General features: G+C 72.7%; 21 protein-coding genes. 6 read left to right on the forward strand and 15 right to left on the reverse strand.

Annotated features, from left to right (window positions below; translation table 11 throughout):
• Positions 1-116 precede the first annotated feature (116 nt).
• The gene (locus tag ACWCSD_RS20990; protein WP_449917040.1) at positions 117-842 is read left to right on the forward strand and encodes a polysaccharide deacetylase family protein; all 726 of its coding nucleotides are present in this window, start codon (positions 117-119) and stop codon (positions 840-842) included.
• Here ACWCSD_RS20990 and ACWCSD_RS20995 read toward each other — a convergent pair.
• The 9 genes from ACWCSD_RS20995 to ACWCSD_RS21035 form a co-directional block, all read right to left on the reverse strand.
• Positions 767-3,919: a hypothetical protein gene (locus tag ACWCSD_RS20995; protein WP_449917042.1), complete on the reverse strand. Its 3,153-nt coding sequence runs from the start codon at positions 3,917-3,919 to the stop codon at positions 767-769. The two genes, ACWCSD_RS20990 and ACWCSD_RS20995, sit on opposite strands and share 76 nt — an antisense overlap.
• The gene (locus ACWCSD_RS21000) at positions 3,919-4,626 is read right to left on the reverse strand and encodes an RraA family protein (protein WP_449917045.1); all 708 of its coding nucleotides are present in this window, start codon (positions 4,624-4,626) and stop codon (positions 3,919-3,921) included. Before ACWCSD_RS21000 ends, ACWCSD_RS20995 begins: the two co-directional genes overlap by 1 nt.
• Positions 4,627-4,717: 91 nt before the next feature.
• On the reverse strand, positions 4,718-7,870 hold the full coding sequence (locus tag ACWCSD_RS21005) for a sugar-binding protein (RefSeq protein WP_397158505.1): 3,153 nt from the start codon (positions 7,868-7,870) through the stop codon (positions 4,718-4,720).
• 22 nt (positions 7,871-7,892) lie between these two features.
• Complete coding sequence (locus tag ACWCSD_RS21010; protein ID WP_397158507.1) at positions 7,893-8,738, reverse strand: NAD-dependent epimerase/dehydratase family protein; 846 nt, start codon at positions 8,736-8,738, stop codon at positions 7,893-7,895.
• The gene (locus ACWCSD_RS21015) at positions 8,738-9,592 is read right to left on the reverse strand and encodes a carbohydrate ABC transporter permease (RefSeq protein WP_397158509.1); all 855 of its coding nucleotides are present in this window, start codon (positions 9,590-9,592) and stop codon (positions 8,738-8,740) included. The genes ACWCSD_RS21010 and ACWCSD_RS21015 overlap by 1 nt, the downstream gene beginning before the upstream one ends.
• On the reverse strand, positions 9,589-10,521 hold the full coding sequence (locus ACWCSD_RS21020; protein WP_449917049.1) for a carbohydrate ABC transporter permease: 933 nt from the start codon (positions 10,519-10,521) through the stop codon (positions 9,589-9,591). The genes ACWCSD_RS21015 and ACWCSD_RS21020 overlap by 4 nt, the downstream gene beginning before the upstream one ends.
• The gene (locus tag ACWCSD_RS21025) at positions 10,518-11,876 is read right to left on the reverse strand and encodes an extracellular solute-binding protein (protein WP_397158513.1); all 1,359 of its coding nucleotides are present in this window, start codon (positions 11,874-11,876) and stop codon (positions 10,518-10,520) included. Before ACWCSD_RS21025 ends, ACWCSD_RS21020 begins: the two co-directional genes overlap by 4 nt.
• A gap of 114 nt (positions 11,877-11,990) precedes the next feature.
• The gene (locus tag ACWCSD_RS21030) at positions 11,991-13,241 is read right to left on the reverse strand and encodes an enolase C-terminal domain-like protein (RefSeq protein WP_397158515.1); all 1,251 of its coding nucleotides are present in this window, start codon (positions 13,239-13,241) and stop codon (positions 11,991-11,993) included.
• A gap of 15 nt (positions 13,242-13,256) precedes the next feature.
• Positions 13,257-14,861: a hypothetical protein gene (locus tag ACWCSD_RS21035; protein WP_397158517.1), complete on the reverse strand. Its 1,605-nt coding sequence runs from the start codon at positions 14,859-14,861 to the stop codon at positions 13,257-13,259.
• An 89-nt stretch (positions 14,862-14,950) separates the two neighbouring features.
• Here ACWCSD_RS21035 and ACWCSD_RS21040 point away from each other — a divergent pair, with 89 nt between their 5' ends.
• Genes ACWCSD_RS21040 through dgoD form a run of 3 tightly spaced genes read left to right on the forward strand, consistent with a single transcriptional unit; the run spans position 14,951 to position 18,313 of the window.
• Positions 14,951-16,075 (forward strand): LacI family DNA-binding transcriptional regulator, encoded by a 1,125-nt coding sequence (locus ACWCSD_RS21040; RefSeq protein WP_358299374.1) that lies wholly within the window; start codon positions 14,951-14,953, stop codon positions 16,073-16,075.
• Between the two features lie 19 nt (positions 16,076-16,094).
• On the forward strand, positions 16,095-17,174 hold the full coding sequence (locus ACWCSD_RS21045; protein WP_449917055.1) for a Gfo/Idh/MocA family protein: 1,080 nt from the start codon (positions 16,095-16,097) through the stop codon (positions 17,172-17,174).
• The gene (gene dgoD, locus ACWCSD_RS21050) at positions 17,171-18,313 is read left to right on the forward strand and encodes a galactonate dehydratase (protein WP_449917058.1); all 1,143 of its coding nucleotides are present in this window, start codon (positions 17,171-17,173) and stop codon (positions 18,311-18,313) included. The genes ACWCSD_RS21045 and dgoD overlap by 4 nt, the downstream gene beginning before the upstream one ends.
• 109 nt (positions 18,314-18,422) lie before the next feature.
• Here the strand turns inward: dgoD and ACWCSD_RS21055 are convergent, their stop codons facing one another.
• The 3 genes from ACWCSD_RS21055 to ACWCSD_RS21065 are packed head-to-tail and all read right to left on the reverse strand — an operon-like array spanning position 18,423 to position 20,913.
• The gene (locus ACWCSD_RS21055; protein WP_364338774.1) at positions 18,423-18,989 is read right to left on the reverse strand and encodes a YciI family protein; all 567 of its coding nucleotides are present in this window, start codon (positions 18,987-18,989) and stop codon (positions 18,423-18,425) included.
• A gap of 41 nt (positions 18,990-19,030) precedes the next feature.
• Positions 19,031-20,218, reverse strand: a complete 1,188-nt coding sequence (locus tag ACWCSD_RS21060; protein WP_449917061.1) for a macrolide family glycosyltransferase — start codon at positions 20,216-20,218, stop codon at positions 19,031-19,033.
• A 38-nt stretch (positions 20,219-20,256) separates the two neighbouring features.
• Positions 20,257-20,913, reverse strand: a complete 657-nt coding sequence (locus tag ACWCSD_RS21065; protein WP_364338778.1) for a CatB-related O-acetyltransferase — start codon at positions 20,911-20,913, stop codon at positions 20,257-20,259.
• 55 nt (positions 20,914-20,968) lie between these two features.
• Here ACWCSD_RS21065 and ACWCSD_RS21070 point away from each other — a divergent pair, with 55 nt between their 5' ends.
• On the forward strand, positions 20,969-21,625 hold the full coding sequence (locus tag ACWCSD_RS21070; protein ID WP_449917065.1) for a TetR/AcrR family transcriptional regulator: 657 nt from the start codon (positions 20,969-20,971) through the stop codon (positions 21,623-21,625).
• A gap of 14 nt (positions 21,626-21,639) precedes the next feature.
• On the opposite strand, the gene ACWCSD_RS21075 is transcribed toward ACWCSD_RS21070, so the two are convergent.
• On the reverse strand, positions 21,640-22,266 hold the full coding sequence (locus tag ACWCSD_RS21075; RefSeq protein WP_387674145.1) for an NAD(P)-dependent oxidoreductase: 627 nt from the start codon (positions 22,264-22,266) through the stop codon (positions 21,640-21,642).
• A 39-nt stretch (positions 22,267-22,305) separates the two neighbouring features.
• Positions 22,306-22,761 (reverse strand): SgcJ/EcaC family oxidoreductase, encoded by a 456-nt coding sequence (locus ACWCSD_RS21080; protein WP_449917070.1) that lies wholly within the window; start codon positions 22,759-22,761, stop codon positions 22,306-22,308.
• Between the two features lie 180 nt (positions 22,762-22,941).
• Between ACWCSD_RS21080 and ACWCSD_RS21085 the strand changes: the two genes are divergently transcribed.
• Positions 22,942-23,367 (forward strand): MerR family transcriptional regulator, encoded by a 426-nt coding sequence (locus ACWCSD_RS21085; RefSeq protein ID WP_449917073.1) that lies wholly within the window; start codon positions 22,942-22,944, stop codon positions 23,365-23,367.
• Between the two features lie 142 nt (positions 23,368-23,509).
• On the opposite strand, the gene ACWCSD_RS21090 is transcribed toward ACWCSD_RS21085, so the two are convergent.
• Positions 23,510-24,713: MFS transporter (locus ACWCSD_RS21090; protein WP_449917075.1), on the reverse strand; the 1,204-nt coding region annotated here is incomplete at its 5' end.

A 24,713-nucleotide genomic window follows, 5' to 3' on the forward strand; every position in this document is an offset into this window, starting at 1 on the left:
TCGCCCTCCTGCCCGACCCCGGCTAACCAAGACTAATCCGCCCCTTCGATCCGGAGACCCCCGAGGCCCGTGGAGCCTCCGCCCACCGCAGCGGCTTCGTCCCCGAGTGGAGCGCGGTGCGCGGCCTGTTCAGGGAGTACGGCGCGCGGGTGACGTTCTTCGTCAGCGAGCCGTACAGGATCGACGACGACGGCTGGAAACGGCTGCGCGAGCTGGCGGACGACGGGCACACCGTGGGGGCGCACGGCTACCGGCACCTGTGGGCGCCCGACCGGATCGCGGCTCTCGGCGGCGACGGCTACCTGGCCGAGGACGTCACCCCGTGCCTGGCGGCGCTGCGCGCGCACGGGTTCGAGGCCGCCTGCTTCGCCTATCCGGTGAGCCGCCGCGACGAACAGTCGGACGCGGTGCTGGGCGGGGTGTTCCCCCGGTTGCGCGGCGGCGCCCGGCACCCGGCCGGGGGCGGCCTGGACACCGTGGACGAGATCTTCACCCCGGTCGCCGAGCTCGCCCGGCGCCGCGTGCTGATCGGGGCCGGGATCGACACGGGCAAGCTGTTCAAGCCCGCCGGGGTCGACGACGCCTCGGTGCGTTCGGCCCTGGTGCGCGCGGCCGGGCGGCAGGAGGCGGTGACGTTCTACGCGCACGCGGTCGCCGACTCGCACGAGTGCAACCACGTGTCACCGGCGCGGCTGGAGACGGTGCTGGCCCAGGCCGCCGAGCTGGGACTCGACGTCCTGGGCTTCGACGACCTGGACCGGACCGCTCAGACGAGCTGGGCGGAGCGGAACAGCGCCGGGTTCTTCGGCGCGCTGCCGACGCCGCTCCCCCATTCGAGGTAGCCGTCGCGGGCGTCGCCGCCCGTTCCGCCGTCGGCGTCGTTGACGAGGAACGAGATCCCGATCACGCCGGTCGGCGGCTTGTCGTAGCCGAGCGACGCCCACGGCACGGCCAGCCGGTACGTGGTGGTCTTGGCCGTCTCGTCCCTCGTGATGGCGACGTCGGCGCCCGGGGTCGGCCCGGCCGGGCCGGTCCAGGTGTAGGCGGCGGGCCCCGACGGCAGCAGGGCCGCGCCGATCTCGACGCGTTCGCCGGTGAGCTCGCCCGGGAAGGCCGAGTACAGGCTGAACTGCACGGAGTCGACCTGCCAGGTCTGCGACGGGTCGGTGCGGGCGGCGTTGTGCACGTCGTCCTTGATGACCGCGTCCAGGATCAGCGCGTCCGGGCTGTGCGTGAACCGGATGGTCCCGGACAGGTCGTCGGGGCCGGTCCGGGTGCCGCCGCGCAGGCCCACCCAGCGGCCGAGGCCGTTCAGGTCGATCGGGTCCAGGGTGGTCGCCCCGGCCTTCTCGATCGGACTGAAGCTGAGCGACCCGGTGTCGCTCGCGTTCCCGGCCGTGACCGCGTAGCTGTAGTTCACGTACGGCAGGGCGTCCGGCACCGGCACCTCCACCGAGGCCGAGCCCAGCGCGGGCACCTCGGCCGGATCGGCGACCACCCCGCGCCACGAGCCCACCTGCCAGGCGACGGAGCTCAGCTTGACCGGCGTGGACGGGCTGTTGTTGGTCACGGTGACCCGGAGCTTCCTCCCGTCGACGACCGGCCGCCCGTTGACCGTGTACGGCCTGACCACCTGGGTTCCCGAGCGCAGCCGGGCGATGGGGCCGCGGTCGTCGGCGGCCGTCGCGGTGACCGGCCTGCGGCCGGTCACCGGAGTGGCGGGCAGCTCCAGCGTGACCGACGTCTTCCTGCCCTTGCGGGTGACCAGGTCGGCCTTGACTCCGCCGGCGGCCACGGCCAGCCTGCCCGGCAGCTTCGCGCCGCCGGTGCGGTCGGCCGTGACGGTCACGACCAGCTTCTCACCGGTGACCGACTGCTCGGGGGCGCTGACCGACAGCGGCGAGGCGCCGGCCTTGACCGAGGAGACGGGGCCGGAGACGAAGACGGGGCTGCCGTCCAGGTCGAGCCGCACCTTGCCGGCCTGCGGCCTGAGCGTGCTGACCGCGCCGAACTGGTCGGTCAGCGTGACGTCGCCGAGCGCGCTGAGCGTGACCGAGCGGGGCTGGACGGCCCACAGCAGCCGGGTGCCGCCGCTGATCGGGTAGGAGTGGACGTCGGCGTCGCCGGTGTCCTGGCGGGCGCCGAGCGTGCGGCCGGCGAGCTTGCGGATCAGCACGGCCTGGGAGATCGCGGCCGGCTTGGGCGAGGGGGCGGCGACGCCGGAGGCCGGGCGGCGGAACAGGCCGAAGCGGTGCTCGCGCTCGCCGGCGTTGTCGCCGTCGTCGATGAGGTCGTACCAGAAGTACTTGTCCGCGCCCGCGCTCCTGGCCAGCGTCTGCGCCCTGATCAGGTAGTCGGCCTGCTGGGCCTCGGTGGAGCCGGCGGTGTGGGTGGGCCAGCCGTTCTCGCTGATCCAGATCGGCATGTCCTTCCTGGCCTTGACCTTCGCCACGAGCTGCGGGAACTCGGTCGTCATCACGGTCCGCTCGGGCGGCGTGCCGGCCCCGGCGTCGGCGTAGCCGTAGAAGTTGACGCTCAGCGTGTCGAGGTAGTCCAGGCCGCCGAGGGCGAAGAACTGGTCGTGCCAGGCGAGCTGGGTGCCGGCCGAGGTCGGGCCGACCACGTTGGCCGCGGGCACGGCCTGGTGGATGGCCGGGTAGAGGGCCTTGACGACGTCGAGGTAGCACTGCGGGGTGATGCCGCAGGCGCCGTCGTTGAAGCCGGTGGAGTTGTACTCGTTGTAGACCGAGACGTCCTTGGTGAAGGAGGCGTAATTGGCCGCCACGGCCGCGCCGAAGCGGGCGAACGCGGCCAGACCGGCGGGGGTGCTGGGCGTCTTGCCGCCGTCGTACAGCGGGTTGCGGTAGCCGAGGATGGGCATCGTGGTGATGCCGTTCTCATGCGCCTTGCGCAGGCCGGTGTCGAGGGCGCCGGTGAAGTCGTAGACGCCCGCCTGCTTCTCGATGCCCGACCAGTTGGCGTCGGAGCGCACCTCGGTCCATCCGATCTGCGCGGCCGTCCTGAGCAGCTGTTCCTCGATGCCCGGCTGCCAGCCGTAGTGGATGGCGGCGGCGAAGTACGGATCCCTCGTGGCGAGCGGGGTGACGACCCCGAACGAGGTGGAACGAGTGGTGACCCCGGTCGAGACGGTCAGCCGGTAGTAACCCGGGCCGAGATCGGAAATGTCGATCTTCGTGGTGCCGCCGGCCACCGCCCGCGTGCCCGACCGCAGCGGGACCCCGTTCGGGTCGCCGATGGTCCACTCGACCTGGTCGGCCGCCGCGGCGACGTCGATCGTGTTCGTCCCCTGGGTGAAGACCAGCGACGGGTTGGTGATCGTGAGCTGCGACGGGTCGGTGAAGTGCACCTCGACCCTGCTGAAGCACACGGCGGGGATCGAGGCGGCGTCGGCCTTGACGTTGAGCCGGAAGTCGGCGCCGTTGACCCGGTTCTTGAAGTTGATGTCGCTGAGCCCGATGACCGAGCTCTTCCACGTGCCGGTGCCGGTCAGCGCCACGTTGGCGCTGCCGGTGAAGGCGCCGGCCTTGCCGTCGTAGTGCACGTCGAGACCGACCGGTCCGGCGTCGAAGTAGCGGACCACGACCCAGGCGCGGGTCGCCCCGGCCGGGATCGCGGCGTCGGCCACGTCCACGTAGACGTAGCGGTTGTACGGCGTGCCGGACATCTGCCAGCACGACTCGCCGCCGCGCTCGCTGACGGCGTGGGCCGGGTCCTTGTCGCCGTCGCCCGGCCACGCCTTGACGACGCCGGTGTAGACGGGGTCGGCGCCGAGCACGGCCGTGGCCGCCGCCGCGGCGCTCGCGCTCTGCGCGGGCAGGGCCGTCAGCAGTGCCGTCAGCAGCCCGGCCGCCAGGATGGCCGCGCAGGCGGCGGCCACCCTCCTTGAGATGATCTTCATCAGCGGGATTCTCCTTGCCGTCCGTAGCGCTCTCCGGCCGCGCGGGCGAAGTCCTCGCCCGCCGCGCCGAGGTCGGCGATCACCTGCTCGTGGGAGCGGCCCGCCGACTGCGCGGCGGGGATGACGGTGCCGCACTCGTTGGCGTCCATGAAGGCCGCCGCTTCCAGCAGTCCCTCCTCGTCCTCGGCCGGGATCGCCAGGAACCCGTGCTGGTCGGCGTGCACGAGCTGCCCCGGCTCGACGACCTGCCCGAACACCTCGACCGGTACGCCCCAGCGCACCGGGCGGACATGGGCGTGCCCGACGCACAGCCGCCTGGCGAGGGCCTTGAACCCGGCGCCGGTCATCTCGTCCAGGTCACGGATCGCGCCGTCGGTGATGGTGCCGACGCAGCCCAGCGCGCGGTGCGCGCCGCTGTTGACCTCGCCCCAGAACGAGCCGACGGTTCTGGGCTTGTCGAGGTCCTGCACGACGACGATCTTCGGCCCGTCGACCGAGGCCACGTAGCGCCGGTAGTCGTCCCACACGTCAGCGGGGTGCTCCGGGTTGCCCGGCTCGATGACGACGGTGACCGCCCGGCCGACCATGGGGCCCATCTGGGGCATGAAGTCGCGCGATTCCTCCTGGTGGAAGGCGATGTCGCGCTGGGTGATCTGTTCCCAGCCGTTGTAGACGGTGGGGGTGTTCCAGCGTTTCAGCCGATGCATGCCACTCCTAGGTGACGCTCGTGATCGGGCCCCGCGCGAAGACCGGTGCGGGTCCCGGTGGGCAGGGTGAGGTGGGGGCAGGGGGTTTCGTCTACTGCCCGATGAAGCGGGCGGGGCGGAAGAGGGCGGGGTTCTTCGTCCCGGCGATGCCGGAACCCCATTCGATCCAGCCCTCGCGGCCGGTCCCGTCGTTGTCGTTGGCGACGACGGACAGGCTGAACAGGCCGTCCTGCGGGGTGAGCGGGGCCAGTGCCGCCCAGGGCAGCGACAGCTCGTAGACGGTCTCCCCGGCCGTCTCGTCCCGGGTGACGGCGACCTTGGCGTCGGGTTCCGGTCCGTCGCCGAGCCAGCGGTGGAACTGCGGGCCCTGGGCGGTCAGCGCGAGGCCGAGCTCGGACCAGGTGCGCGTCTCGCCGGGCAGCCCGGCGGCGACGGCGAACTGCAGGGAGTCGCCCTGCCAGATGTCGGCTCCGGTGCTGGTCTGGGTGTGGACGTCGTCGTGGATCCTGGCGCTGAGGTAGAAGCGGTCGGCGTCCCAGGTGACGTGGAGGATGCCGCTGAGGTCGTCCGGCCCGCCGTACGAGGGGATCTTGACGGTTCCGTCGGCGAGGTCGACGGCCGGGCGGCCGGTCAGGTCGTCGGGCACGCCGTCGACGGTGATCGTGGCGCGGCCGGCCCGGTTGAGCGCGCCGTCGGCGACGCGGGCCACCCGGCCGGTGACGCCGACGCCCGCGACGGCGTCCAGCCGCAGCTCGTACGGCCCGGCGGGCAGGTCCGCCAGCGGAAGGCGCTCGGTGCGCGAGCCGCCCGCGGGCACGGTCCCGGCGATCGGAAGCGTGCCGGTGCGAGCGCCGAAGGTCCAGCCGAGGTCGCCGGGGGCGAGTTCCTTGGCCGACAGGTTGCGCACGGTGATCGCCAGGTCGTCGGGCAGCACGTGCCTGGCGGTGACCGCGAACGGCTGCGTCACCTCGACCCGCGAGCCGAGTCTGGCGACCGGCCTCCCGTGGATCTTCAGGCGGCCGACGAGGTCGAGCGGGCCGGTGCGGGTCACGGCGGGCAGCGACACCGGGATCTCGGCCCTGCGCCCGCCGCGCACCGACACCGGCACGTCGACGTCGCCGACGGCGAAGCTGCCGCGTACGGCGGGGCCGCGCGTGGCGTCAACGGCCAGCTTCAGCTCGATCCCCTCGCCGACGACGGCGCCGCCGCCGGTGATCGTGTAGCGGGCGGCGTCCTCCAGCACGGCGTCACCGCGCACGTAGATCGGGTCGCCGGACAGCGAGAGCGTGACGCGGCCGCCGAGCGGGCGCAGCACCTCGCTCCCGCCGGTCAGGTCGGTGACGGTGAGCGGGGCGTCGGTGCGCAGCGAGACGGTCGCGGGCTGGGCCGACCACAGGACGCGGAGGTCATGGCCGTCCTTGCGGAAGAGCTGACGGCCCTCGGCCTCCTGCCTGACGTAGGCGGCCCCGGTGAGCTGCCTGGTCATGGCGGCGTAGGCGACGTAGCCGGGCTTGGGCGTCCACCGGCCGGAGGCGTCGGCGGTGTTGCGCACCAGGCCGAAGTTGTCCTCGTTGAGCGCCGGGTCGGTGCCGTCGTTCATGAAGTCGTACCAGAAGAACCGCTGCACGCCCTTGGCCAGCGCCGCCACGTGGGTGCGGACCACGTAGGCGGCCTGGACGGCCTCGGTGACGCCGCGCGCGTCGGCGTGGGTGGGCCAGCCCTGCTCGGTGATCCAGATGGGCTTGGACCGGCCGTTGTTGTACTTCCTGACCAGCGCGTCGAGGTCGTCGATGCTCTTGGCGGCCGACTCGGGGGTGCCCGGATAGACGTAGGGGTGGATGGAGACGGCGTCGAGGTACTTCAGGGCGCCGAGCTTGAACAGCTCCTCCAGCCAGGCGAGCGGCACGCCGGCGGAGGCCGGGCCGACGACCGTGACCTGCGGGTGGTCGGCCTTGACCTTTTCGTAGGTGGCCTTCAGCAGCGGGAAGTAGTAGTCGGCGCGCGAGTCGGCCGGGCCGTCGCCGCGGTCGCCGAAGCCGATGTTGAACTCGTTGTAGACCTCGATCCACGGCAGGTCGTACGTGCCGACCAACGCCGAGGCGTAGGCGGCGTAGGCGGCGCGGCCCGCGTCGGTGTACGGCGTGGCGTTCCCGTCGTGGTGGGGGTTGGTGTAGGCGGCGATCGGCAGCCAGCGCATGCCCTTGGCGTCGAGCGTGGCGTGCAGCGGGTCGTAGCGCCCGTACTCGTAGACGCCCTCGGTCTTCTCGATCGACTCCCAGAACGCGTCGTCGCGCACGGTGCGCACCCCGGCCTTGGCGGCCAGTTCGAGAAGGTCGCCGCCGGGAGCGCCCCAGTCGGCCCGGGTGAAGTGACCGGCCACGCCGAACGGGGAGTCACCCGTCGCGGTGAAGGGCGTGAGCACGGCGAACGTGGTCTCCTTGGTGGCGATCGCCGTCCCGGCCGAGGTCGCGGTCACGCTGAGCCGGTAGTGCCCCGGCCTGGCGACCGGTACGGCCAGCGTCCCGGGAGTTCCGCCGCCCGCGGCCACCTGGACGCCGGACAGGTCGCGTACGGTCCAGGTCAGCGCGTCGCCCCGGCTCGTCACGTCGAACGAGGGCTGGGCGGGCTGCACGAACACGTTGCCCACGGCCCGCTGCCCCAGGGCGAGGTCGGGGGCGGGCGCGGTGATCGTGACCCCGTCGAGCCGGAGCTGCCCGGTGCGCTCGACGAGGAACGCCACCCGCTTGGCCGGCCCGTGCCAGACGCCGTCGCCGGCCCCGCCGAAGTGCTGGTAGGACTGTCCGGCGGTGAAGGAGGTGACGGTGAGCCGTTGCCAGTCGCCGCCCGCGGCCAGCGGCAGCCGCTGCTGGTGGGTCTGCCCGGTGCTGTCCACCAGCCGGAGCGTCACCGTGGGCAGTGCGGGCGAGCGCGCCCAGAGCGACAGCGCCTTGAGGTCGGCGGCCGTGGCGTACCCGGCCTCGACGTACTTGCCGCCGGCGGTGAGGTCGGCGGTCAGCAGGGCCGAGCGCGCTCCGGTCCTCGCGTCGGCCGCGTCGCTGGTGAGGGCGCCCTTGGCGCCGGGGAACTCCGGGCCGAGCCCCAGGGCCCAGCCCTGCGTGCCGTACTCGAAGTCGCCGACGACCTGGTCGATGTCGGTGGCCGCGTGGGAGGGCGCGGCCAGGAACGGGACGGAAAGTAGGGAGATGATGACGGTTCGTAACCAGAGGTGGATGCGGGATCTCATGGGGGGTGGATCCTCTCCGTTGTCAGAGCTGGTACAGGTGCTCCGCCTCGAAGCCGAGAACCCGGCGGGCCCGGGTCACGTCGATCGGCACGGCCCGGCCGGGCAGGGCGGCGCGCAGCGGGGAACGGGGCAGGAAGTGGCGGACGAGTTCCGCGGTGGGCAGCGGGACGATGGTGTCGGGGGCGGCCACGAACAGCACGTGGGAGCCGTCGATCGGCCGGGTGACGCCGAGCCAGCAGGCGGTGGCCGCGTCCCGGGAGTCGAGGTAGGCCCACAGGTCGGCGACTCCCCTGGCCGGCTCGGCGGCGAACTCGGCGGCCCGCTCGGGCAGCCGGTCCTCGGGGCCGCCGACGAACGGGAAGCGCAGCGCCACCACCGTCATGCCGTGCAGCCGGTGGATCATGCGCGCGGTGGACTCGTCGGCCTCCTTCGACAGCGCGTACGGGTCGGCGGCCAGCAGCGGGTGCGCCTCGTCGACAGGCAGGTAGGCCGGTTCCAGGCGGTGCGGGGAGAACGGCATGCCGAGCACGCTGAGGCTGCTGGCGATGACCGCCCGGCGCACCCCGGCCCGGCCCGCCTCGTCGAGCACCGCGAACGTGGCGCCGGTGTTGTTGAGGTAGACCTCCTGCGGAGGGTTGTCGTTGGGGCTGGGGATGGCCGCCAGGTGGATCACGGCGTCGACGCCGTCCAGCGCCCGCCGTACGACCTCGGGGTCGCCCGCGTCGCCCACGACGACGCGGTCGGCCTTGAGGTCGCCCGGATCCTCCAGGACCAGCGCGGTCACCGGCACGTCCTCGGCCGCGCAGCGCGCGAGGACGGCCCGGCCGATCAGCCCGGCGGCGCCGGTGACGAGCACTCTGCTGAGCATCAACCTTTGACCCCCGTGAACCCCACGCCGCGCACGATGTACTTCTGGAAGACGATGAAGACGAGCACGGGCGGCATCAACGCCATGAACATGCCGGCGATGACCATGTTCTCCTCGGCGAACTCCGCCAGCCTGGGCAGCGCCACCGAGATCGGGTGCAGCTCGCCGTCGGAGATGGCCACCATGGGCCACAGGAAGTCCTTCCAGGCGCCCATGATCGTCAGCAGGGACGTCACGGCCAGGATGGGCTTCGACATGGGCAGCACGATGTGCCAGAACATCCGCCACGGTCCGGCCCCGTCGACCTGGGCCGCGCCGAACAGCTCGCGCGGGATCCCGTCGAAGAAACGTTTCATCAGCAGGACGGTGAAGGCGTGCGCGGCGTGCGGCAGCCACACCGCCCACGTGGTGTCGGCGATGCCCACGTCGAGCACCGTCAGGTAGAGCGCGACGAGCGACACGCTGCCCGGCAGGAACAGCGTCGCCAGGATCGCGCCGTAGACGTACTTGCCGTAGCGCGGCCGGAGCACCGACAGCGCGTACGCGCCCATGACCGACACGACGATCTGCGCCAGCCACGACCCTCCGGCCAGGACGACCGTGTTGAGCATGAAGTGGCCGATGCGCAGCCTGCTCCAGGCTTCGGCGAGCAGCGACCAGTCGGGGGCGGCCGGGTAGAGGCGCAGTGGGTCGGTGAGCAGTTCCCGCGTCGGGGAGATCGCCCCCTTGACCGTCCACAGGATCGGGCCGAGCCCGGCGACGAGCACGCCGAGGAAGACGGCGAACTGGGTCGAGCCGAGCACCGCGCGTACGCCGCGCTTCTTGCGGTCGGAGTCGGAGATGAGTCCGCTCATGTCGTGCTCCAAGCCTTCGTCATGCGCAGGTACACCGCCGACAGCAGGCCGAGCACGACCGCCAGCAGCACCGACAGCGCGCCGGCCATGCCGTAGTCGCCGTAGACGAAGGCGTACCGGTAGATGAGCAGCAGGACGGTCACCGTCGCGTCCTCGGGGCCGCCGTCGGTCATGACGAACGGCTCGGTGAAGACCTGGAAGGTGCCGATGACCTGCAGCAGCAGCATGAGCAGCAGCACGCCGCGGAGCTGGGGCAGCGTGATGTGCCACACGCGCCGCCGGATCGACGCGCCGTCGCTCTCGGCCGCCTCGTACAGCTCCCTGGGGACGCTGGTCAGCGCCGCGATGTAGATCAGCACGGTGCCGCCCGCGCCCGCCCAGGTGGCCTCCAGCACCAGCGAGGGCATCGCCCACCGCGTGTCCTGCAGCCACGGGAACGGGCCCAGGCCGACGAGCCCGAGCAGGCCGTTGAGCAGGCCGTAGTCGCTGTTGTAGAAGAACTTCCACATCATGATCGCCACGACCGGCGGCACCGCCACCGGCAGGTAGACCAGCACGCGGAACAGGCCGCCGCCCTTGCGCAGCTCCGACATGACCACCGCGAGGAAGACCGGCACGGGGAAGCCGAGGATCAGGGCGAGGACGGTGAACCAGAGCGTGTTCAGCGCGGCCTTGCCGAGCAGCGGATCGGCGAACAGGTTGGCGAAGTTCTGCCAGCCGACCCAGCTCGCCGCCTCGACCAGGTTGGTGCGCTGGAAGGCGAGCATGGCGCTCTGCAGGATCGGCCACCAGGAGAACACCGCGAACACGAGCACCAGCGGCGCGAGGAACAACACCGAGGCCACCGCGTAGGGGTGCCGGGCCCGGCGCCGCCGGGGCGGGCGCGGCGTGGTGACCGCCGCGTCCGCCTGCTCGGCCAGCGCCGTCACTGCTGCGACCTGTCCAGGATCGGCTTCACCTTCTCGACGGCCTTGGTGATCTCGGCCGCCGGGTCGGCGTCCTGGCGGGTCAGCACCGCCTGGACGACCGTGTCGAGCGCGGCGTAGAGCTCCTGGCCGGCGACGGGCGGCTCGGAGATGAACTCCTGCGCCTTCACGCCCTCGTTGTAGGTGGCGAAGTGCTCCCAGTCGACGTTGGAGACGGCCTTCTCCGCGGCCATCACCGGGTCGGAGACCGCGGGGGCGAAGAACGGCAGCTGCGGCACGGCGGCCACGAGACCGTCGGCCTTCTTCTTCTCGGCCCGCTCGGTGGCCAGGGCCGGGTCGTACTTGGGCCGCAGGTAGACGGCGTCGATCCACTTGACCGCCGCCTGGCGCTGCTCGGGCGTGGCCTTCGGGCTGACGACGGCGACCGTGCCGCCCAGCAGCGTGCCCTTGCCCGACCCGGACGGCAGCGTGGTCTGGCCGTACACCTCAGGCTTGCCGTTGAACTTGGCGACGTAACTGCCGTAGAGGTTGGGCGCGCCCATCATCATCGCGACCTTGCCGGCGGCGAAGTCACGCAGCAGGTCGTCCTGGTTGCGCAGGTGCTGGGTGCCCATCGAGCGGTCGTCCCAGCGCATCGCCTTGAGCAGGGCGAGGGCCTGCCTGGTGGGGGCGTCGTCGAAGGCGGGGACGACCTTGCCGCCCTCCTCCTTCTCCATCCGGCCGCCGTAGGAGTAGGTCATGGTCGTGAGCATCCAGCCGCCGGTGTTGGCGGTGGCGTGCATGCCGAAGCCGGGCACCCCGGTCCTGTCGCTGATCGTCTTGGCGGCGGCCCGCACCTCGTCCCAGGTGGCCGGGGGCTTGTCGGGATCGAGCCCGGCCTTGGTGAACAGTTCACGGTTGTAGACGAGGCCGGCGGCGTACGCCTCGGTGGGCAGGCCGTAGATCTTGCCGTCCGGGGTGCTGCTCGGGGCCAGGATGCGCTTGTCGAAGTCGGACTTGGCGAGCAGCTTCAGGTCCGCGGTGAGGTCGGCGACCTGGCCGCGCCTGATCATGGCCTGCGGGTCGGTCAGCGGGACGCGGAAGACCGTCTCCAGCTGGCCCGCGGCCAGGCGCGCCGCGAACGTCTTGACGTCGTACTGCGTCTCGGTCGGCTTGACCTTGATGGTCGGGTTGGCCTTCTCGAACTCGGCGACCTGGGCCAGGAAGTTCTTCTGGCTCTCCGGCTGGGTGCTGGGCGGCATGCCGGAGACGGTGATCTCGGTCTTGCCGCCGGACGTGCCGTCCTGCCCGCCGCCGCACGCCGCGACCGCGGCCAGGAGCAGCAGACCCGCGGCTCCTCTAGCCATGTACGTGTTCATCGGGACTCCAAGTTCATGCCGGGGGGCGAGTCGAGTCGAACGCTATATATGACGCGTTAACGTGTAAAGCACGGGATGGTAACGCGCACGAAATGCAACGAGTTAACGCGTCAACTAAGGCGGCTCTATGCCGCCGTCGGGGCGGCGGACCCGCGCGGCCCATCGCTCGTGCAGGTGCGTGACCGGCGGGTACCCGGCGGCCAGCTTCTCGTCCAGCTCGATGCCCCAGCCGGGCAGGTCCGCGGGACGCAGGTGACCTCGGACGGGATTGAGCGTGCCGGGGAACACCTCGCACACGCTGTCGGGGTAGACGTGCCCCTCCTGGATGCCGAACGCGGGCGTGGTGACGTCCAGCGCCAGGTTCGCCGCCACGCCGACGGGCGAGACGTCGCCCGGGGAGTGCCAGGCCGTGCGCACCCCGGTCAGCTCGCAGAGCGCGGCCAGCTTGCGCGCCGGGGTCAGCCCGCCGACGGCCGAGACGTGGCAGCGCAGCAGGTCGACGCCGCCGCCCAGGACCAGCCTGGCCGCGTCGGGCACCGAGACGAGCAGCTCGCCGACCGCGATGGGCGCGGGCGAGGCCGCCCGCACCTCGGGCAGCCGGTCGTAGTGCTCGGGCGCGACCACGTCCTCCAGGAAGAACAGCCGGTACGGCTCCAGCGACCTGGCCAGCAGGATCGCCTCCTTCGGCGTGAGCCGGCTGTGCACGTCGTGCAGCAGCTCGACGTCCTCGCCCAGGACCTCGCGGGCCCGGTCGAACAGGGCGGGGGTGGTGCGCAGGTAGTGCCTGACGTCCCAGCCGTCGGGATGCGGCGCGTCCGGGTAGGCGTTCGCCCTGCCGGGCGCTCCGTAGCCGCCCAGCCCCGGTTGCCCGGTCTGCAGCCTGACGTGGCGATATCCGGCGGCCATGAGCCGCTGGGCGTGCTCCAGCGTGCCCTCGACGGTGGCGCCCTCGGCGTGCAGGTAGACGGGCGCCGCCGCGCGCACCCGGCCGCCGAGCAGCTCGTACACGGGCATGCCGGCGCGCTTGCCCGCGATGTCCCACAGCGCCATGTCGACGCCGGACAGCGCGTTGTTCAGCACCGGTCCGCCGCGCCAGTAGGACGACAGGTGGATCATGCGGGTGATGTCCTCGATGTCGGCCGGATGGCGGCCGATCAGCATCGGGCCCACGTGCTCGTCCACGGCCGCGGCGACAGCGTGGAAGCGCTGGGTGAAGGTGGCGCAGCCGAGGCCGTACAGGCCGTCGTCGGAGGTGTCGATCCGCACCACGACCAGCGGGATGCCCTCGGGCGCCGTGACGACGGCACGCACCCGCGTGATCGTCAGCCCGTCCCTGGGCGGCCAGGGGGCCTGGGTTTCCTGCATGCGGGGACGCGCCTTTCAGAAGCGGGTGGGACGGGCGGGCACGGCGACCTCCAGGCCGCCCCACGACCAGCGGACCTCCTCCTCCCCCACGGCGCTGAGCAGCGCCTGCGCGGTGGGTTCCGCGCCTTCCGCGAGCAGTTCCACGGCGAACCCGGCGCGCAGGATCGCGTGGTGGAAGTCGACCGGTCGGCGCGGCCCGCTGTACAGCACCGCCTCGACGGCGACCTCGTCCTCGCCGCGGGCCAGGGCCCAGGTGGCGGGCTCGCCGAGGAAGGCGGCCGCGCCGGTGTGCACGACCGCCCTGCGCGTTCCGGCGGCGAGCTCGAAGACGCCGTCGCCCAGCTCGCGGCCGTGCACGCCCCGGCCGCGCAGCGTGACGCGCAGCCGCAGGTCGCCCACGTCGAAGACGCTGCCTTCTGGCTTGTCCAGGTTCGGATGGAAGTCGCCGGAGTCGTAGGTGAGCCACCATCCGGCCAGCGCCCTGGGCCCGTCCTGCGCCTGACGGCACCACGCGGCGGTCAGGTCGTGGCCGTTGTGCATGATCCGGGCGCGCAGCACCACGGCCGGGTCCTCGGGCGTGCGCCAGTAGCCGAGCAGCGGCCTGCGCTGCACCCAGGCGAACTCCTCGTTGACCGTGCCCAGCGTGGCGTCCTCGCCGAGCCAGGTGGTGCCGGTGGTCTGGCCGTCGAAGACGGTCCTGACCTGCACCTCGGGCTCGGGCAGCCGGGCGAAGCGCCCGGCCAGACGCGGCGGGCAGGGCAGCGTGGGCACCATGCGCGGGGTGTCGTCACGGATCCCGACGCCGGGGCGCGCCTCGATCGGCGCCCCCGTCTGGGCGGCGAGATAACACGTCAACTCCTCGCTGAGCCAGTCGGTGTACGCGCGGGCGTGCGGTCCGGCGAGCTGCCCGGTGCCCGGGTGGAAGCGCTCGGCGAGCGCCGCCCACACGCGTTCCCGCATGACCTCGATCTGCTCCAGGAACCCCTGGTCGCGGACCACCACGTGGGCGCGTTCGCAGATCTCCAGCAGGAACGGGCTGTAGGCGGGCGAGTTGTACTCGGCGAAGGCGTCGCGTTCCAGCATCGCGGTGAGCTTGCGCCTGCCGTAGGCGAGGAACTCGGGCGTGCCGAGCAGCTCGCCGGCGCTCGCGCAGGTGACGGAGCCGAGCAGGGCGATGTTCGTGTAGCGCGGGCCGACGTTGCGCCGGAAGATGGACAGGGCCGCGTGGCGCAGCGCCTCGGCGATCCGGCCGTCGAGGACGTCCCCGTGCGCGGCCAGCACCTGGGCCAGCCGTACGCCGATGAAGTCGGCCCAGTTCCAGTCGGCCGGCGCCATGGCCTGGGGCGGCTCCTCCATGAAGTAGCCCCAGATGCCGTAGTGGTCGTCGAGCGGGTCGCGCTCCTGCAGGTCGACGATCGCGCCGAGCACCTCCTTGGCCCGGTCGAGGCGGCCTGCCTGCAGCAACGCGATCGCGTAGTCGGTGGAGGCGCGGGTGTCGTGCACGCGGCTGCCGGCCGGGATCGTGGTGTGGTATCCGTTGCTGCGTGACAGCTGCCACGGCAGCCGGTGTTCGGGGTCGTAGCGCTCGTCCTGAACCTTCAGGAACTCCTCGGGTGTCACCGCTGGGTGTCCTTTCGCCGAATGCGGCCCGACGTTAGTCTTAGCGTGTTAACGTGTCAACGATCACGAACGGGACGGATGGGGGCAGGATGAACGAATCGTCCGACAGCCAGGAGCCGCTCTACCAGCAGGTCAAGCGGGATCTGGTCGCGGCGATCTCGCGCGGTGAGTACGTGCAGGACGAGCCGTTCATCAGCCAGCGCGAGGTCTGCGAACGGTTCGGGGTGAGCACCACCACCGCGGTGCGCGCGCTCAACGAGCTGGTCACCGAGGGCTACCTGGTACGCCGGCGCGGACGCGGCACGTTCGTGGCCGACCGGCCCGTCCCGGCCGAGTCGACGCGGGAGCGCTCCATCGCCTACATCATGCACGGGCACGGGCCGCACAACTCCGACGTGATCGACGGAATCGAGTCGGTCTGCGCCGAACTCGGCTACCGGATGTTCCTGTCCAACACCAAGGGCTCACCGGCCGCCCAGGAGAAGGCGCTGCGTCAGGCGCTCGACACCCAGGCCAGCGGCGTCGCGCTGTACTCGGTCGACGCCCACCACGACTCCCCCGCCCTGGCCGAGCTGAGACGGCGGCGCGTCCCGCTGGTCATGGTCGACCGCTACCACCCCGAGTCCCCGACCGACGCGGTGCTTTTCGACAACTTCGCCATCGGCTACCGGCTGACCGAGTACCTCATCGGGCAGGGGCACCGGCGCATCACCGCGTTGTGGGACGCCACCGAGTGCACCTCGGTGCAGGAGCGCCTCACCGGGCACGTGCAGTCGTTGCGCGAGCACGGGCTGCCGGTCTCGCCGGAGCTGACCGCGCTCAAGACCTACCTGCGGCTGCCGGAGGACCGGCGGCGGGAGATGCTGGCCGGGCTGCTCGACCGGCGCGAGCCGCCGACGGTGCTGCTGTGCGCCAACGGGTTCGTGCTGGCGCACGCGGCCTCCGACCTCACCGCGATGGGCGTCGAGGTGCCCGGCCAGGTCGAGCTGGCCGGCATGGACGACGCGGGGCCGTTCGACCTGCTGCCGCTGACGGTCGCCGCCGCCCGCCTGCCGTCGCGGGAGATGGGCGAGCGGGCGATGCGGCTGCTGGCCGAGCGCATCGACCATCCCGAGACGGCGTCGGAGGTCGAGCACGTGGTGCTGCCGATCGAGATCCGCACCCGCGAGTCGGCTTCCGCCTATCTGCGCGTGGTCTCCGCCCAAACCGCCTGAACCTCCCGAGGTACCCCCCATGCCTTCCCCTCTTCGCGTCGTCCTGGTGGGCGGCGGTCAGATCGCCGACTCCACCCACATGCCGGTTTTTCGCGAAATGTCGGCCGATATCGAGGTTGTGGCGGTCGTCGACGCCACCGTCGAGGCGGCCAGGTCGTTCGCCGACCGGTGGGCCGTGCCGCACGCCTCCGACGACCTCGCCGCGACGCTGCGGGACCTGCGCCCCGACCTCGTCGACATCGCCAGCCCGCCCGCGCTCCACCGTGACCAGGTGGTCGCCGCGCTGCGCGCGGGCGCGTGGGCGTGGTGCGAGAAGCCGCCGTGCCTGTCGCTGGCGGAGTACGACGAGATCACCGCGGCCGAACAGGACGGCGGCCCGTACGCCGCGGTCGTCTACCAGCAGCGTTTCGGCTCGGCCGCGCAGCACGCCCGCGCGCTGGTCTCCGGCGGCGCACTCGGCCGGCCGTACGTCGCGCACTGCCAGACCACCTGGTTCCGCGACGCCGGCTACTACGCGGTCCCGTGGCGCGGCCGGTGGGAGACCGAGGGCGGCGGCCCCGCCATGGGTCTCGGCATCCACCAGATCGACCTCATGCTCGAACTGCTCGGCGACTGGAGCGAGGTGCGCGGCATGGCCGCCAGGCTCGCCCGCGACGTGCGGACCGACGACGTGACGACGGCGCTGGTCCGCTTCGACTCCGGCGCGCTGGCCACGGTCGTCAGCACGTCGCTGGCGCCGCGCCAGGTCAGCCACCTGCGCGTCGACCTCGCCGCCGCCACCCTGGAGCTCACCCACCTGTACGGCTACGCCAACGAGAACTGGACGATCACCCCCGCCCCCGGCGTGACCGGTCTCGACTGGCCGCCGCCCGACGACGTGCCCAGCTCCCACCTGGCCCAGCTCCGGGACCTGATCGCCGACCTGCGGGCCGGACGGCGGCCCCGCGGCAGCGGCCAGGACGGCCGCAGGGCGCTGGAGCTGATCACGGCGATGTACAAGTCGGCGCTCACCGGGCAGCCGGTGCGCTCCGGCGAGATCGGTCCGGGCGACCCGTTCCACCGGAACCTGCACGGCGACAACCCCGAGGTGTTCCAGTGAAGATCATCGGCTTCGAGCTCTTCACCGTCACCCCGCGCTGGATGTTCCTGCGCGTCGACACCGACGAGGGCGTCAGCGGCTGGGGCGAGCCCATCGTCGAGGGCCGCGCCGAGACGGTCGCCTCCTGCGTGAACACGCTGATGGAGGCGCTGGTCGGCGCCGACCCCGGACGCATCGAGGACCACTGGCAGGTGATGTCGAAGGGCGGCTTCTACCGGGGCGGCCCGATGCTGTCCAGCGCGGTCGCCGGGATCGACCAGGCGTTGTGGGACATCAAGGGCAAGGCTCTCGGCGTGCCGGTCTACGACCTGCTCGGCGGCCCGGTGCGCGATCAGGCCAAGGTCTACACGTGGGCGCACGGCGACACGGACGCGGAACTGGCCGAGAACGCCGTGGCCCGGGTGGAGGCGGGCTTCGACACGCTGAAGTTCGCCGCCTGGGAGGGCCGGATGCCGCCGATCCCGTCACCGGCCCTCACCAGCCGGATCGTGGCCCGCTTCGCGGCGGTGCGCGACGCGGTTGGCGACGGCGTCGACCTGGCCGTCGACCTGCACGGCCGCTTCACGTCGGCGGCCTCGCGCAAGGTGCTGCCGCTGCTTGAGCCGCTGTCCCCCTTGTTCGCCGAAGAACCGGTGCTTCCCGAGTTCTCCCGCGACCTGCGACGAGTGGTGGAGTCCACGACGATTCCCATCGCGACCGGCGAGCGCCTGTTCTCCCGCTGGGACTTCCGCGACGTGCTCCCGACGGGCGTGGCGGTGATCCAGCCGGACCTGTCGCACGCCGGGGGCATCTCCGAGGTCCGCCGGATCGCCGCGATGGCCGAGACCTGGGACGTCACCCTCGCTCCCCACTGCCCCCTCGGCCCGATCGCTCTGGCCGCCTGCCTGCAGATCGACTTCGCGACCCCGAACTTCCTCATCCAGGAGCAGTCGCTGGGCATCGGCTACCACGACGGCAGCGAACTCCTCGACTACCTGGTGGACCGCTCGGTCTTCACCTTCACCGACGGCCACCTCGACCGCCCGACGGCCTCCGGCCTGGGCATCGAGGTCGACGAGAAGGCGGTGCGCCAGGCTTCGTCGCACGCCTGGCGCAACCCGATCTGGCGGCACCGGGACGGCTCGTTCGCCGAGTGGTAGCCGTCCATGGAACGCGCGGCCGAGCCCACGGCCGCGCGTGCGGGAGATCGTCATGGGTACCAGCTTCGGTTCCCCGGCATCGCCCTGACCGTCGCGCGGCCGCCGGTCGTCATCGACGGCCGCCGAACTCCCAGTCGTGCACCTCGATCCCGGCGTAGCGGTCGGCGGTGAGGACCGCGCGGGCCGCGTCCGCGTCCGGCGCGCGGACCAGCAGCGCGGTGCCGACCCAGGTGGCGCCGTCGTCGGACAGCAGCGGCCCGTACGCGATCAGCTCGTCGCCGTCGGCCGGCGGGACGAGGTCGGCGGGCTGCCCGGAGCCGAGGCCCAGCACCAGGTACCGGTTGCCGCCCTGCCGGCCGCCGGGGAACTCCCACATGGTGCGCCCCAGCACGTTGCGCCAGCGGCGGAGCAGCACGTCGCGGTAGACCCCGGCCTGGTAGTTGGGCTCGTCGAAGGCGAACGCCCGCGCGGCGGCGGGGTCGGGCAGGTCGACGATGTGCACGCTGCCGGTGGCCGCGTCGGTGTCGCGGTCGAAGGTCGGGCCGCGGGCGATCAGCTCCGCTTCGTACCGGTCCATGTAGGACCAGTGCGCCTCCCCCAACTCCCCGCGCAGGGGGCCCGATCCGGGACGGTCACGGTGGTAGCAGAAGAACTCCATGCCGAGAGTACCTACCACGTGATCTTCACCCGGTCACCATCGCCGCCCGGCCCGGCGGCTCAGCCGAGCATCTGCTCGACGAGGTCGGCGGCGCGGGTGGTGCCGCCCTCGGCCCGCGCCTCGGCCTGCAGGCGCGTCAGGCGGCGGGCCACCTCGGGGTCGCCGGTCAGCTCGGCCAGCGCGGCGCGCAGGGCCTCGGCCGTGGCGTCGGCGGTGTCGATGCGGCGGGCCACGCCCAGCTCCACGAGCCGGTCGGCGTTGGCGAACTGCTCGGCGCCCTGCGGGACGGCGATCATCGGCACGCCCGCCAGCAGCCCTTCGCAGCAGCCGCCCATGCCCGCGTGGGTGACGAACGCGTCGGCCTGGTCGAGGATCGCCCGCTGCGGCACCCACGGGTGCACCTCGACGTTGGACGGGATCTCGCCCAGCTCCCCCACGTCGGTGTACTTGCCGATCTGCAGCACGACGTGCCAGCCGGGCAGGTCGCCGAAGGCCGCCAGGCATCGGCGGTAGAACTCCGGCTGACGGGTGTAGGCCGACCCCAGGGAGATCAGCAGGACGTTCGCGGCGTCGCCCGGACGGGTCCAGCCGCCCTGCCCGCGCAGGTCGTGGCAGGGGCCGACGAAGGTCACGGTGGCGGTGTCGACCTGGTCGGCGTGCGGCTGCATGGCCCGCGGGATCAGGGCCAGCGCGCGGGGCGGATGGCCGGAGAAGGCGTCGACGTCGGTGGTGGTGGCGCCGGACCCGGCGAGCCAGCCGGCGAACCTGGCCCGGTAGGCGTCGGCCCCCGGCAGCCGCCACAGCTGCGCCGCCACCTCCTCCTGGTAGCCCTTCCAGGCCACGAACGTCGGCGACAGCTGCAGCAGGGGACGGCCCTGCGCCTCGGCCAGGGCCCGCGCGGCGTAGGCGCCGATGTCGTACAGGTAGAGGTCGGCGGGGTCGTCGTCGTAGGCGGTGCGCAGCTGCGGGAGCGCCTGGACGGCGTCGTCCAGGAAGAGGCTCATCGCCGCGATGGGGTCGCCGGGCCAGTCGTTGTCGGCGACCGGCAGCGTCGAGGTGCACGGGACCAGCTCGGCGCCGGTGCCCGTGACCAGGTCGGCGACCGCCGGGTCGTTGGCGTACGTCACCCGGTGGCCGCGGGCCACCAGCTCGCGGACGATCTCCAGGCTGGGCAGGACGTGGCTGACGGCGGGGATGCCGACCATGGCGATGTGGGCGCGGCGGCGGGACATGGGCGAGTCACTCATTTCGGGTTCTGCGCGGCGGAACAGGTGCTGGACGACGGTCAGGCGCGACGCGCATCCGGCGCGGCGGCCTCCAGGTCGGCGACGCTGCCCGACATGATCGTGCGCACGTGCTCGGTGATGTGCTCGGCGGGCCAGTCCCACCAGGCCACCGCGAGCAGGCGGGCGACGTCGTCGGCCGGGTAGCGGGTGCGGATGAGGCGGGCCGGGTTGCCACCGACGATCCCGTAGTCGGGCACGTCGGAGGTGACCACGGAGCCGGCGCCGATGATCGCGCCGTGCCCGATGCGCACGCCGGGCAGCACTGTCGCGCCGTGGCCGAACCAGACGTCGTTGCCGACGACGGTGTCCCCGCGGTTGGGCAGGCCGGTGAGCAGGTCGAAGTGGTCGGACCACGAGCCGCCCATGGTGGGGAAGGGGAAGGTCGAGGGGCCGTCCATGCGGTGGTTGGCGCCGTTCATGATGAACCGCACGCCGGTGCCCAGGGCGCAGAAGCGGCCGATGACCAGCTTCTCCGGGCCGTAGTGGTAGAGCACGTTGCGGGTCTCGAACGCGGTCGGGTCGTCGGGGTCGTCGTAGTAGGAGAACTCCCCCACCTCGATCAGCGGGGACTTGACCAGCGGCCGCAGCAGCACCACCCGCGGCTGGGCGGGCATCGGGTGCAGGACGGTGGGGTCGGCGGGGACGCGGGCGTTCATGGATCTCTACCTTCCGCCACTGCTAATGCGACAACTTGTACATTAAGATGGTGGCATGCCGACGTCCGCCTCGCAAACGGGTAAGGGAGCGACGACGTCCGAGAGCCCGTCGTCCGGGCCGCGCCGCCGTCCGGGTGGCCGTACCGGTCGCATCCGCGCGCAGGTTCTCGACGCGGTCCGCGCCGAGCTCGCGGAACGCGGCTTCGACGGGCTGACCCTCGACGCCGTCGCGGCCCGCGCGGGCGTGCACCGCGCGACGGTCTACCGGCGCTGGCGGGACGTCGGCGGCCTGCTCGCCGACGTCCTGGAGGCGACCGGCGACGACGACTGGCAGCCTCGGGACACCGGCTCCCTGCTGGGCGACCTGGCGGCGCTCAATCACGAGAACCAGGCGGCGATGACCGCGCAGCCGTCGATCGCCGCGGCCCTGATCGCCGCCTCGTTCCGCTCGGAGGAGGCCGCTCGCGGCGTGCGGCGGCTCTGGGAGGACCGGTACACCCGCTGCGAGGTCATCGTCAGGCGGGCGGTCGCGCGGGGCGAGCTGCCGGCCGGCACCGACGCGCGGCGGCTGCTCGTCGCCGCCACCGCGCCGCTCTACCACCACCTGGTGCTCCTCCGCACTCCCCCCGACCCGGACCTGCCGGAGCAGGCGGCGCGGACGGCCGTGCTCGCCGCCGCGGCCGGCGCCTTCACTGCTCCGCCGGGGCGGTGAGGCCGGGGTCGCGGTCAGGAGGAGACGGCGACGGGCAGGCGGTAGGTCCGCGGGTCGTCGAGGTGGCCGACGATGAAGGCGGCCAGGTCGGCGCGGGACGTACGGGCGCCCAGGCGTTCGGTCGCGCCGATCGAGACGCGGGGGCGGCCGGTGCCGGGCCGGTCGGTCAGGCCGGTGGGGCGGACGGCCGTCCAGTTCAGCCGCGTCCCGGCAAGCGCCTGTTCCATGCGCGCCATGTCGGCGTACGGATGGCGCATGACGTGGTGCAGGACGCGGCCGAGCAGGCGGGTGACGGGCCCCGCGCCGGGCGGGACGGCCAGCCCGGCCGAGGAGATCACGACGAGCCGGGCGGACGGCGGCAGCGCCGCGACGATCGCGGCGGTCCCCTGCGAGTAGACCGTGGTGGGGCCGCGGCCGGACGGGCCGAGGGCGGAGATCACGGTGTCGTGGCCGGTCAGCGCGTCACGCAGGCTCTCGGGGTCGGTCACGTCGGCGGCGCGGCGGACGAGCCGCGGGTGGTCGAGGTCGAGGCCGCCGGGGCGGCGGGCGACGGCGGTGACGGCGTGCCCGGCCGCGAGGGCGCGTTCGACGACGAGACGTCCGGTGCGGCCCGTGGCGGCGACGACGGCGAGGGAGGTCATGAGCGGGCGATCTTCCGTGGCGAGGGTGGCGGGAGAGCTTCAGACGTGGGCGGCGGGCTTGCTGGCGGGCTGGAACGTGAAGGAGATGGCCTCTATGAGGGCCTGGTGCTTGGTGTTCTGGAAGGCGGCGATCTTCCAGTCGCCGTCCGCCTGCCGGACCATCGTGTAGGTCTGGATCTTGTGCAGCTTGCCGGGCTTGCCCTTGTAGGTGTCGCCGCGGGTGATGACGAGGGCGGTGCCGGGGCCGGCGAGACGGATGCCGACGGTCTCGCTGGCCAGCCTGGTGCCCTTGACGAAGCTGTCGAACAGCGCCTGGTGGGCGTCGCCGATCTCGCGGGCGCCGGTGTAGAGGGTGCCGACGTAGGTGATGTAGGTGGCGTCCTCGGTGAACAGGTCGCCGTACGCGCCGCCGTCGGCCCGGTTCCAGGCGTCGGCGAGACGGTCGAGCACGGAGGTGATGGCGGCGGCGTCGGCGGCGGTGAGGGTGTTGCTCATGGTCGTTGCCCTTCCTCAGGTGACTTCGCGGAAGCATTTGCTTCTTTGAAGATTTATCTTCTCTGAAGAAGAGATTAGGAGAGGGGTCGGCCCCTGTCAACACGGGGCGCCGCCGATCGCCGCCGCGCCGCCTGCCGGGGCCTGATCCAGGACGGCGGGCTCACGTATGCTTGCGGTCCCATGAGTGAGCAGTTGACGATCGGCGAGCTGGCCGAACGCACCGGGGTCGCCACCTCCGCGCTGCGCTACTGGGAGGAGCTCGGGCTGATCCCGGAGCCCGAGCGCGTCTCGGGGCAGCGGCGGTATCCGCCGTCGGCGGCCGAGCGGGTCGCGGTGATCCTGCTGCTGCGCGAGGTCGGCCTCACGTTGCGCGAGATCAGGACGTTCATCGCGGCCCGGTCCCAGCCGGGCGACGGGTGGCGGGAGCTGTACGGGCGCAAACTCGCCGAGCTGGACGAGCGCATCGCCCGCGCCCAGGTGGCGCGCACCGCCATCGCGCACGGCATGGCCTGCCCGCACGAGAACGTCTTCGAGTGTCCCGCCTTCACCGGGGCGGTCAGGGCGCGGCTGGCGGGGGCGTCGCTGGAAGAGGCGCACCAGCACTGAACGGCGGCCCTGCGGGCGCGGACGCCTCGGCCGCCGCATGCACCGAAGGGGTGCCCGCGGCGGCCGAGGCGCGCGTCAGGGGGCAAGCGGCCAGGGGGTTAGGCGGTCAGGCGGTCAGGCACGAACGGTCAGGGGCGAGCGGTCAGGGGGTGCGGCGGGGCAGGGTGAGGGTGACCAGGAGGCCGGCGATCATCACCGCCGCGGTGAGCAGGACGACCAGGAACTCGCCGTCCGCCGTGGCGGCGCGCAGGGCCTGGCCAGTCCTGCCCGCGGTGCCGAGGTCGGCGATGACGGTGAAGACGGCCAGGCCGATGGCGTTGCCGATGTTGAGCGCGGTGGAGGCGATGCCGTTGGCGACGCCCTGCTCGTGGGCGGGGGTGCCGGTGGCGGCGGCGATCCACATGGCGGTCCAGACGACGCCCTGACCCAGGCCGGAGACGACGAGACCGGGGATCAGCAGGCCGTACCCGGCGTCGGCGTCGAAGCCGAGGGCCAGGACGGCGGTCCCGGCGACGCCGACGGCGAAGCCGATCAGCAGCGTGGCCCGGGTGCCGATCCGGGTGGCCAGGCGTTCGCCGCCCTGGGTGCCGGCGGCGATGGCCAGCGACGGGACGAGGAAGGCCAGCCCGCTCTGCAGGGCGCTGTAGCCGTGGACGCTCTGCAGCAGCACGGTGAGGAAGTACGGCAGGACGCCGAACGTGGCCATGTAGACGAAGGTGACCAGCATGCCGACGGTCAGGCTGCGGTTGCGGAACAGCCGGAACGGCATGAGCGGATCCGCGCTGCGGGCCTCGACCAGCGCGAAGATCACCAGCAGCACGGCGGCCACCGCGAAGGCGCCCGCGACCAGGGGGCTGCCCCAGCCCAGCTCGGGCCCCTCGACCAGGGCGAAGACCAGCAGCGTGGACCCGCCGGTCACGGTGAGCGCCCCCGGCATGTCGAACCTGCGCCGTTCCCGCCTGGCCGGGTCACGCGGGACGACGGCCAGGGCCGCCAGCGCGACCAGCCCGGCCAGGGGGACGTTGACGAAGAAGACGGCGGGCCAGCCGAAGTTCTCGGTGAGGACGCCGCCGAGCAGCGCGCCGATCGTCAGCCCGCTGGCGCCCGCGCCGCCCCAGACGGCCAGCGCCCGGTTGCGCTGCCGCCCCTCGGCGAACAGGCTGTTGAGCAGCGCCAGCGTCGAGGGCAGCAGCAGCGCCCCGCCGACGCCCTGCACCGCGCGGGCGACGATGATGACGACGGGGCCCGTGGCCAGCCCGCCCGCGAGCGAGGACAGCGCGTAGAGGGCCAGGGCGAGCACGAAGACGCGGCGGCGGCCGAGCAGGTCGGCCGCCCGGCCGCCGAAC

The sequence above is a fragment of the Nonomuraea sp. NPDC001684 genome, from assembly GCF_053596515.1.